This is a genomic window from Herminiimonas sp. CN, from assembly GCF_000622895.1.
GTDB lineage: Bacteria > Pseudomonadota > Gammaproteobacteria > Burkholderiales > Burkholderiaceae_D > AVCC01.
Window position 1 is genome coordinate 17,422 of sequence record NZ_AVCC01000042.1, and the last position, 10,854, is coordinate 28,275.

Here is a 10,854-nt window from a genome sequence, read left to right on the forward strand (position 1 = left end):
TGTGGCGGCGGCGGGCGGCAGGCACTGCGGTTACTGATTTCACTTGTTGTTTATATTGCAATTTGGAAACTGTTAGAATCAAAAGAGATTTTGAAATTATTTTTCTCCACCGAGACGACCATATGATAGAAGCCATGCAACCCGCCGACGAGATTGTACGTCTGGCGCAATTACGTGCCTATGGTCTGTTCGGCATTGATGATAAGCGGATATTCGAGTCCGTGGTAAAGCTTGCTGCCCGCTTCTGCAATGTGCCGGTTGCGTGCATTTCCCTGCTTGATGCGGATACCCAGTTTATTCTGTACTCATCCGGCTGGACCGGTACAAATCAGATTGCGCGTAAAGTTTCATTTTGCGCACATACGATCCTGAACCGGGATTTGCTGGAAGTCACCGATGCCGCGCAAGATGTGCGGTTTGCGGATAATCCGCTGGTCACGGGTGACGCCGGCCTGCAATTCTATGCCGGCATGCCGATTGCGACACTGGCCGGTCATGCGCTAGGCACGCTGTGCGTGATTGACACTAAACCGGGGCAGTTGGGCGATCATCAAAAATCGGCGTTGCGCAAACTGGCGGATGTCCTGATGGCCTTGTTCGAAGTGCATCGGGCTGCTATCGAAAACAGGGCTCTGCTGGCCATCGTCGGCAGCAGTTCCAGGGAATTCTATCTGGCGGACGCGGCGTCCCGGAAGATCGTCTATGCCAATCAGGCTGCATTATCCCGTCTCGGCTATAGCGCGCAGGAACTGTCTCAACTGGAGATCGGCGCGCTGAATGCCGGATACCCGGTACATTTTTCCTGTTTATCGGCGCTCACGATGGGCGGTTACCATGTGCTGCAAACGCAGCACGATATGAAGGACGGCGGCACGTATCCGGTGATCGTGCGCATGGAGGCAGATCTGCAGTTTGGCAGCCAGATCTGGGCCGCGATGATGGATGACCTGACCACGCGGCGTAGCGTCAAGGAACGGCTGGCCCGCAGCCAGCGGTTTTATCGGATGTTTGCCAGGGTCAACCATGCAATCATCCATTCGGAGAATTCCGAGGACCTGTTCGCCCAGGTCTGCGAGATTGCGGTTGCCTGCGGCATGTGTGACGCGGCCTGGATCGGCATGCTCGATGCGCAGCGGGAGCTTGTGCCGGTGGTCAGCGCCGGCCTTGCCTTGAGCAAGCTGCGTCAGGTGCGATTTCGTCTGGATGATCCGGTGGCATTGGTGCGCAGCGTTTCGGTTTCTGCCGTGCTGTCCGGGACCAGCCATTACAGCAATAACTATCAATTGAATGCTGCCCCCGAGGATTGGCGCAACACGTCGATTCAAAACGGGATAAATGCTGCAGGAGCGTTCCCGATCCGCACCAACGGGCGGGTGATCGGAGTGTTCGCCATTGGCGACGGCCAGGAAAATTTCTTCGATCCGGATCTGGTTGAATTACTGACCGAGTTGGCCGACAATATTTCGTTCTACCTCGATACCGAACGCAAGGAAAAGAGCCGCAAGCTGGCCGAGGCAAATATCGTCGAAGCCGAGCAGCGCTACCGGGCTCTGGTTTCGCTGTCGCCCGACAGCATCTATATCTATCAGAATGACCGCCTGGTGTACATGAACCAGGCTGGTGCCCACCTGTTCGGCGCGGCGGAGCCGGCAGATGTGCTGGCCTTACCGTATCAGGCGCTGTTTCACCCGGACGATTGGCCGCTGATACAAAAACGCATACACAATGCTGAAAACGGACTGCCTAATCCGCCGGCCATCCTGCGCTGCAGGCGCTTCGACGGCTCCGATTTCGAGATGGAGATACTGTCCACCAATTTCCACCATTACGGCGAAAACGCCACCATGGTGGTCGCCCGCGATGTCACGCAACGGATGCAGCGCGAACGCCTGATCAAGGAAAGTGCGGATATCTTGGAGATGGCTGCCAGAGGCCAGCCGCTGGCGCATATTCTTGAACGGATAACCCACCTGATGGAGCAGCAGATTCCCGGCATGATTGCATCGGTGATGCAAGTTGACGAGGACGGATTGCGGCTGTATTGCGGTGCAGCGCCGAGCTTGCCGGAGCCGTTCCGACACGCGCTGGAGGGTGTGGAAATCGGTCCGACGGCAGGTTCGTGCGGGGCTGCCGCATATCGTCGGCAACAGGTTGTCGTCAGCGATATTGAAACCGATCCTGTATGGCAGGATTATCGCCAGCTGGCTGCCGAACATGGCTTGCGGGCCTGCTGGTCGACGCCGGTTTTTTCCTCGATCGGCGAACTGGTGGCGACGTTTGCCACCTACTTTCGGGGGATCCGCGCGCCACAGGCGCAGGAACTGGATTTGATCAAGAACATATCCGGCCTGACCACGGTTGCTATTGAGCGCGAGCGCAGTTTCCGTACCGTCATGGCGACCCAGAAAAAACTGCTGGAAGCGCAGCGCCTGGCCATGTTGGGCTTGTGGAACTATGATTTCAAAACGCGCGAATATGTATGCTCGGATCTGGTCAGGGATCTGCTGCTGATTGATCATGGCACGCAGAAAATGAGCATGCATGCTTATGTCGATTTGATTCATCCGCAGGACCGCAAGTCGGTAAAGCAAGCCCGTGAAGCCGCGCGTTTGAGTGGGAATCCGCTGAACATGGAGTACCGGCTACGGCGATCCGATGGTTTTTATTGTCATGTAGAAGTGTTGGGGCAGGTCGAGTTCGACGGTGCCGGCCAGCCGTCGCGCTATTCTGGCGTGTTGCGCGACATTACCGAGCGCAAGCTGGCCGAGCAGAATCTACGCATCCATCAGCGGGCAATGGAGCAAAGCAGCAACGGCATCATCATTTGTGATGCCGGTTCGGCCGCGCTGCCGATATCCTATGTCAATCCGGCATTCGAGCGGATTACCGGCTATCGGTCAGAGGAAGCGATCGGCCGCAATTGCCGTTTTTTGCAGGGAGCGGATTCCGATCAGGATGGCGTGCTGGAAATTCGCCTGGCGCTGCTGCAGCAGCGCGAAGGCCATGCGGTGCTGCGCAATTATCGCAAGGATGGCACCCTGTTCTGGAACGATTTGCGCATCGCTCCGGTGCGCGACGAAAATGATGTTGTCACGCATTTTGTCGGCGTGCAGAGCGACATCACCGAGCGCATCGAGCATGAGAATGCATTGGCGTTCCAGGCTAGCCACGACAAGCTGACCGGCCTGCCGAACCGGCATTTGCTGGAGGATAGGCTGCAGCAGGCGATCAGCATGTCGCAGCGCAACGGCCAGTTGGTTGGCGTGGTGTTCATCGATCTGGATCACTTCAAGGTATTCAACGACAGCATCGGCCATGGCGCCGGCGACCGGATATTGCAGACGCTGACCGAACGCTTTGGCGTCTGCATTCGCGATTTCGATACTCTGGCGCGCTTTGGCGGCGACGAATTCGTGCTGGTGTGCCCGAATCTGGATGATCCTGCGGTGCTGGTGAATGTCGTCGAACGCCTGTTTTCGGTCATGCAGCAACCGATATTTATCGACGGTCAGGATGTGCGGGCAGGCGCCAGTGTCGGCATCGCACTTTATCCAAGCGACGGCAGTTCTTGTTCCGACCTGATCAAGTGCGCCGATATCGCGATGTACCAGGCCAAGGCGATGGGGCGTGGCAATTACCAGTTTTACGCACAGGAGCTGGGGTGACGGACTGCGGAGCGCCTGAATATCGAAAACCAGTTGCGGCGCGCACTCGAGCAGGGCCAATTCGAGCTGTATTACCAGCCTAAAATCAGCTCCGGCAACGGCCGGGTGTCGGGCATGGAGGCGCTGATCCGATGGAATCATCCGCAGCGTGGCCTGGTGCCGCCGATCGAGTTCATTGCGATTGCCGAAGAAAGCGGCATCATTGCGCCGATCGGCGAATGGGCGCTGCAGCAAGCCTGCCGCCAGAATCAGTCCTGGATCGAAGCCGGCTGGTCGGATTTCCCGATTTCGGTGAATGTCTCGATTGCGCAGTTCAAGCACAAGGATTTCAGCAAGATAGTGGCCGCCGCGCTGGCACAAAGCGGCCTCAACGCACAATTTCTGACGCTGGAGATTACCGAGTCGCTGGTGATGGAAAATCCGGAATTGTTCATTCTGGAACTGGAGCGCCTGAAAGCGCTTGGGTTGCGGATTTCGATTGACGATTTCGGCACCGGTTATTCCAGCCTCAGCTATCTCAAGCGCTTCCCGGTGGACGAACTGAAAATCGATCGTTCGTTCGTGCGCGATATCAGCACCAATCCGGCCGACGCCGACATTTGCCGCACCATCATCATGATCGGACGCAATCTCGGCCTGTCCGTGGTGGCCGAAGGGGTCGAAACCGAAGCTCAGGCCGGTTATCTGAGACGTCATCGTTGCGATGAATTGCAGGGCTACCTGCTGTGCCGTCCGGAGCCGGCGTCGCAAATCAGCGTCAGGCTGGCCGAACAAACCCTGTTGTACCCGGCCTTGTGGCAAAAGAGAACGGCGTTCCGGCTGGCCCTGATCGTCGATGACGACGCGCTTTCCCTGCAGGCGCTGGCGCGGGCGTTGCAGTCCGACGACTGCCGTATCCTGAGCGCCACCTCGACAGCGATGGCGCTGGAAATGCTGGCTACCTACGATGTCGCCGTGGTCGTTGCAAGGCGTTGGGTGGGCGAGATCAGCGGCACCGAATTTCTGCAAAAAATCCGTAAGTCATACCCTGGTGCGGTGCGCATCATGATGGGCGACCATGCCGATCTCGAAGATGTTTCAACCGAGCTCAATCGTGGCGAGATATACAGCTTCATTTTGCAGCCATGGGATGAGCCGCACTTGCGCGCCGCTCTGCAGAAGGCTTTTGCCTATCGCGACCTGAAAAAAAGCCTGGCGAGCGATTTTGTGCAAAATTCCGGGCAACACAATGAGCGGCTTACGCACCACTCCGAAAAGGCGTCCAGATAAATTGTGCACGAAGCTGGTTTTCCATCGAAAATTTAGATTTATATCTAGGGTATCGTCAAATACAATGCCATTTTCGTATGTGTTGATTGAATCTGAAAAAATACAATTGGCAGTATATTTTAAGGCATTGGCCGTGCCCGGCACTTCGTAAACCTGCTAGCCAACCACCAGCAGGTACAGCATCAATAGGTTCAGGATAATTGCGGCAATCGCGAGGCTGCGCCAGACCGAAACCGGATCGCGGGTCGCCAGCGGCGGGGTGCCGGCGGTGGCCAGCGGGCGCGCAGCGCCGCGTTCCAGCGCCAGCAGGAATTCTTCCGCGGTCTCGAAACGGTTGCCGGCATCCCTGGCGACCGCCTTCAGCAACACGTTTTCCAGCCAGAGCGGAATGTCGGGCCGGTAGCGGGTCGGCGGCAACGGTTCGCCGAAGCGCGGGTGCTGGAACGGTTCGATCTCGCCGTACGGATAATGCCGGGTCAGCAGGTAATACAGCGTCACGCCGGCCGCATACACATCGGTCTGGCGCGACGGCCGCGCATTGTCGAACTGCTCCGGCGCCAGGAAGGATGGGGTGCCGGCGTGCGGTGCGGCATTTTCCTGCTCGGCCTCCAGCCCGGATTGCGCCACGCCCAGGTCCAGCACGCGCAGTTCGCCATCGTCGCCCAGATGCACATTGGCCGGCTTGATGTCGCGATGCATCACGCTGCGCCGGTGCAGCGCGCCGACTGCGCGCACCAGTTGTTCGCCGTGACGGACCGCTTCCGGCACCGTGAAGTGGGTGCCGGCATCGAGGCGCTGCTGCAGGTTGCTGCCGGCATGCCAGGTGCAGAGGTAGTACAGCGCGGTTTTGTGCGGCGGCGTGATGACCTGCGGGAAAAACCGGGCGACCACCCGTTTCGCCAGCCATTCCTCGTGCGCGAAGGCGGAGCGTTCCTGTTCGTCGTCCGCATGCTCGGGCTGCAGCGTCTTGAGCACCAGCATGCGCTGGGTGGCCGGATCGCGCACCCGGTATAGCAGCGTCGTCTGCGAGGCGTGGATCAGTTCTTCGACCAGATAGCCGTCGATGCTCTGGCCGACCTTTAATTTGGGCGGCAGCAGCAGGTCGCGCGACAGCGAGACCGCATCGCGCAGGTTTTCCTGCGGCAGCGCATCGACCCGCAGCAGCAGCGCGCTGACGTTGTCCTGCGAGCCGGCTGCCAGCGCCGCCTCCAGCAAGGCATGGCTGGCGCGCTCGATGCTGAGCCGGTCCTGCGCCGCGCCCGACAACAGCGCGGTCAGGTCGTATTCCGTCAGCGCGGCCCAGACGCCGTCGGATGCCAGCAGGAATACGTCGCACTGTTGCAGCTCGCCCATGCCGTGGTCGATCGCGATCCGGGAATCGAGGCCAATCGCGCGCGTCAGCACATGCTGCATTTCCGGCCGGTCCCAGACATGGTCGGTGGTCAGGCGGGTCAGTACGCCGCCGCGCAGCAGGTACAGGCGGGTGTCGCCAACGTGGGCGAAATAGTAGAAGCTGCCGCGCAGCACGATGGCCGTCAGGGTGGTCGCCATGCCGGCCAGTTCCGGGCGGACCGACCCCTGCTGCTGGACCCAGCCGTTGGTGGCCTTGATCACGCGCTCCAGCGCCTGCGTCACCGGCCAGGTATCGGGTGTGGCGTAGTAATCGGCCAGCAAGCCGCGCACCGCGTATTCCGACGCCTCGCACCCGCCCTCGTTGCCGGATACGCCGTCGGCGATGGCGGCCAGCAGCCCCTTGCTCGACAGTTCCGGCTCGCCGGGCGTGACCATGCCGAGGAAATCCTCGTTGCGCTGCCGCTTCCCTGCGGCGGTGGCGTGGCTGGCTGCAATCATGAGCGGCATGGCGCTACCTCGGTCGATGCGTGGATGTCAGCATACACGGCTGCTCGATGCGCATGGTACGCGTGCATCCCGCATCAGATATCGGGTATCAGATATCGCGCATCAGATCTTGGCGACCGTCATCGCCGCGCTGCCCCAGGTGGTGCGCCAGCGCGTCTTGACCATCGACAAACCGAGCAGGGCGACGATCGCCAGCGCGGCGAAGATCGACAGGCCCAGCTGGTAGCTGCCGGTCAGCTGCTTCGAATAGCCGAGGCTGGAAGCCAGGTAAAAACCGCCGATGCCGCCGGCCATCCCGACCAGGCCGGTCATCACGCCGATTTCCTTCCTGAAGCGCTGCGGCACCAGCTGGAACACCGCGCCGTTGCCGGTGCCCAGCGCCAGCATTGCCAGGGTGAACACGACGACGGCCGAGACTGCCGACGGCAGGCCGAAGCTGGCGGTGAACAGGAAAATCGCCGCCAGCACATACATGATCGACAAGGCCTTGATGCCGCCGATGCGGTCGGCCAGGCGGCCGCCCATCGGCCGCACCAGCGAGCCGGCGAACACACAGGCAGCAGTGAAATAGCCGGCGGTGACCGGCGACAGGCCATATTGGCTGTTGAAATAAATCGCCAGCGACGATGCTAGGCCGGAGAAGCCGCCGAAGGTGACGCTGTAAAAGAACATGAACCACCAGGCATCCCTGTCTTTCAGAATGTGCAGATACTCGACCAGCGATTTTGCCGGCGGCGCCGAGGGTGCATCCTTGGCAAAGATCATGTATACCGCCAATGCCAGCCCCAATGGAATCAGCGCCAGGCCAAACACGTTTTGCCAGCCGTAGGCGATCGCCAGCGACGGCGCAAACAGCGCGGCGAACGCGGTACCCGAGTTGCCGGCGCCGGCGATGCCCAGCGCGGTGCCCTGATGCTCAGGCGGATACCAGCGCGACGCCAGCGGCAGCGCCACCGCGAAAGCCGCACCGGCCACGCCCAGGATGACGCCCAGTATCAGCAGGCTCTGGTAATTGCCGAGGTCGCCCAGCCAGGCCCAGCTCAGCCCGGCGATCACGATCAACTGGCCGATCAGGCCGGCTTTCTTCGGCTTCAGATGATCCACCAGCACCCCCATCACGATGCGCAGCAGGGCGCCGGCCAGCAAGGGCGTGGCGACCATCAGGCCTTTTTGCGCAGCCGACAGGCCCAGGTCTCTGGCAATCAGGATGCCGAGCGGGCCGAGCAGGACCCAGACCATGAAACTCAGGTCGAAGTAAAAGAATGCAGACAGCAGTGTTGGCGTATGGCCGGCTTTCCAGAACGATGTTTTTTGCATGATGACCCCCGATGTGAATGCACGTCATCAATGCAAGCGCCATGCCATCGGCGCTTCACTGGCAGCGCGCACCGTTGGCAGGATAGCGGTTTTGTGCGGCGCACTATTTCAGGGTGACTGGCGCACTTTAAGGGTGCGCATCCGTGTTTGGCGCCCGCCATGCCCGGCGCAATGCACTGGCATCAATTTTGCTCAAGCAAAGTCAGGAGACATTTATTTGGGGATCGCGATGAAGAAGTTGAAGCTGGTAATGGTCGGCAATGGCATGGCGGGCGTGCGCGCACTGGAAGAGCTGCGCAAGATCGCGCCCGACATTTACGACATCACGGTATTCGGTGCCGAACCCTATGCCAATTACAACCGCATCCTGCTGTCGCCGGTGCTGGCCGGTGAGCAAACGGTGCAGGACATCATGCTCAACGATGTCGACTGGTATGGGGAAAACGACATCACGCTGCATCTGGGCAAGAAGATCGTCAAGATCGACCGCGTCAAGCGCCAGGTGGTCGCGGCAGACGGCACCACCGCCGAGTATGACCGCCTGTTGCTGGCGACCGGCTCCAACCCGTTTATGCTGCCGGTGCCGGGCAAGGACTTGCAAGGCGTGATCGCCTATCGCGACATCGCCGACACCAACGCGATGATAGAAGCGGCCACCAAACATACACATGCAATCGTGATCGGCGGTGGCCTGCTCGGGCTGGAAGCGGCGAACGGCCTGAAACTGCGCGGCATGGATGTCACCGTCGTGCATCTGCCGCAATGGCTGATGGAGCGTCAGCTCGATGAAGTGGCCGGCAAGATGCTGCAGAAGTCGTTGGAAGACCGCGGCCTGCATTTCCTGCTGGGCAAAAACACCGAAGCCATCATCGGCGACGAGGATGGTGGAAAAAGCGGTCACGTGAAGGCGATCCGTTTCACCGACGGGCTGGAAATTCCGGCGCAACTGATCGTGATGGCAGTCGGCATCCGCCCCAACACCGCGCTGGCGGAATCGGCCGGCATCTATTGCAACCGCGGCATCGTCGTCAACGATACGATGCAGACCTACGACCCGCGCATCTATTCGGTCGGCGAGTGCGTGAACCATCGCGGCAATGTGTACGGGCTGGTCGCGCCGCTGTTCGACATGGCCAAGGTGTGCGCGAATCATCTGGCCAATTTCGGCATCGGCCTCTACAAGGGTTCGGTCACGTCGACCAAGCTGAAAGTGACCGGGATCGACCTGTTTTCGGCCGGCGACTTCAGCGGCGGCGAAGGCACCGAAGAAATCATTCTGTCGGATCCGATCGGCGGCGTCTACAAGAAACTGGTGCTGAAGGACGACAGGCTGATCGGCGCCTGCCTGTACGGCGATACCGTCGACGGCAGCTGGTATTTCAAGCTGCTGCGTGACGGCCGGGCGATTGCCGAAATCCGCGACAGCCTGATGTTCGGCGAATCGAATACCGGCGACGCCGGGCATGAAGGTTACAGTGCCGCAGCGTCGATGCCGGACAGCGCCGAAGTGTGCGGCTGCAACGGCGTGTGCAAGGGCACCATCGTCAAGGCGATCAAGGAACAAGGGTTGTTTACGCTGGAAGACGTGCGCAAGCACACCAAGGCGTCGGCCTCGTGCGGCTCCTGCACCGGCCTGGTCGAGCAAATCATCATGGCCACCGTCGGCGCCGACTATTCGGTCTCCAGCAAGGCCAAGCCGATGTGCGAGTGCACCGATCACACCCATCACGAAGTGCGCGATGCGATCAAGGTCGAAAAACTCCTGACCATCGCCAGCACCATGGAATTGTTGGCATGGCGCACCCCCAACGGCTGTGCAAAATGCCGTCCTGCGATCAATTATTACCTGCTGTCGACCTGGCCGCACGAAGCCCGCGATGATCCGCAATCGCGCTTCATCAACGAGCGCGCGCATGCCAACATCCAGAAGGACGGCACCTATTCGGTGATCCCGCGCATGTGGGGCGGCGTGACCAATGCGTCCGAATTGCGCCGGATCGCCGATGTGGTCGACAAATACGCGATCCCGACCGTCAAGGTGACCGGCGGCCAGCGCATCGATTTGCTCGGCGTGAAAAAATCCGACTTGCCGGGAGTCTGGAAAGATCTCGGCATGCCGTGCGGCGCCGCCTATGCGAAGGCGCTGCGCACCGTCAAGACCTGCGTCGGCAGCGAATGGTGCCGCTTCGGCACCCAGGATTCGACGCTGATGGGGCAGCAGCTGGAGCGCGAACTGTGCCGCATGCACGCGCCGCACAAGGTCAAGATCGCGGTCTCTGGCTGCCCGCGCAACTGCGCCGAATCCGGCATCAAGGACGTCGGCGTGATCGGCGTCGATTCCGGCTGGGAAATCTATGTCGGCGGCAACGGCGGCATCAAGACCGAAGTCGCGCAGTTTTTCGTCAAGGTCAAGACCCACGAGGAAGTGCTGGAATATACCGGCGCCTTCCTGCAGCTGTACCGCGAGGAAGGCTGGTATCTGGAACGCACCGTCCATTACCTGGAGCGCGTCGGCCTTGATTACGCGAAGAAGAGAGTGCTGGAAGACGAGGCCAATCGCAAGGCGCTGTACGAGCGCCTGCTGTTCTCGCTCGACGGCGAGCCGGACCCCTGGCATGAGCCGGAAAAGGCGCTGGTCGACATGCGCCAGTTCGTACCGCTGCCGGCTTGAATTTTCACAGAATAAAAAACAGGGTAGTTTTTAAACTCGCTCTGAAATAGTGCGGCAATGCTCTGTTTTTAT

The 10,854-nt window shown here is 60.1% G+C and carries 5 protein-coding genes; 3 read left to right on the forward strand and 2 right to left on the reverse strand.

Annotated features, from left to right (window positions below; all coding sequences use genetic code 11):
- Nucleotides 1-134: 134 nt before the first annotated feature.
- Together HMCN_RS18305 and HMCN_RS18310 are read left to right on the forward strand one after the other, a co-directional pair.
- Nucleotides 135-3,665 carry a PAS domain S-box protein gene (locus HMCN_RS18305; protein WP_162174130.1) on the forward strand — a complete coding sequence of 1,177 codons (3,531 nt, stop codon included), beginning with the start codon at nucleotides 135-137 and terminating at the stop codon, nucleotides 3,663-3,665.
- A gap of 33 nt (nucleotides 3,666-3,698) precedes the next feature.
- The gene (locus tag HMCN_RS18310) at nucleotides 3,699-4,934 is read left to right on the forward strand and encodes an EAL domain-containing protein (protein WP_051566898.1); all 1,236 of its coding nucleotides are present in this window, start codon (nucleotides 3,699-3,701) and stop codon (nucleotides 4,932-4,934) included.
- Between the two features lie 156 nt (nucleotides 4,935-5,090).
- Here HMCN_RS18310 and HMCN_RS0110430 read toward each other — a convergent pair whose 3' ends face one another.
- Both HMCN_RS0110430 and HMCN_RS0110435 read right to left on the reverse strand, forming a co-directional pair.
- Nucleotides 5,091-6,794, reverse strand: coding sequence for a bifunctional protein-serine/threonine kinase/phosphatase (locus tag HMCN_RS0110430; protein WP_025917331.1), 1,704 nt, complete (start codon nucleotides 6,792-6,794; stop codon nucleotides 5,091-5,093).
- Between the two features lie 102 nt (nucleotides 6,795-6,896).
- On the reverse strand, nucleotides 6,897-8,111 hold the full coding sequence (locus tag HMCN_RS0110435) for a NarK/NasA family nitrate transporter (RefSeq protein WP_025917332.1): 1,215 nt from the start codon (nucleotides 8,109-8,111) through the stop codon (nucleotides 6,897-6,899).
- 229 nt (nucleotides 8,112-8,340) lie between these two features.
- On the opposite strand from HMCN_RS0110435, the gene nirB reads away from it, so the two are divergent.
- Entirely contained in the window at nucleotides 8,341-10,782 is a 2,442-nt protein-coding gene (gene nirB, locus HMCN_RS0110440; protein ID WP_025917333.1) for a nitrite reductase large subunit NirB, read from the forward strand.
- Nucleotides 10,783-10,854 lie beyond the last annotated feature (72 nt).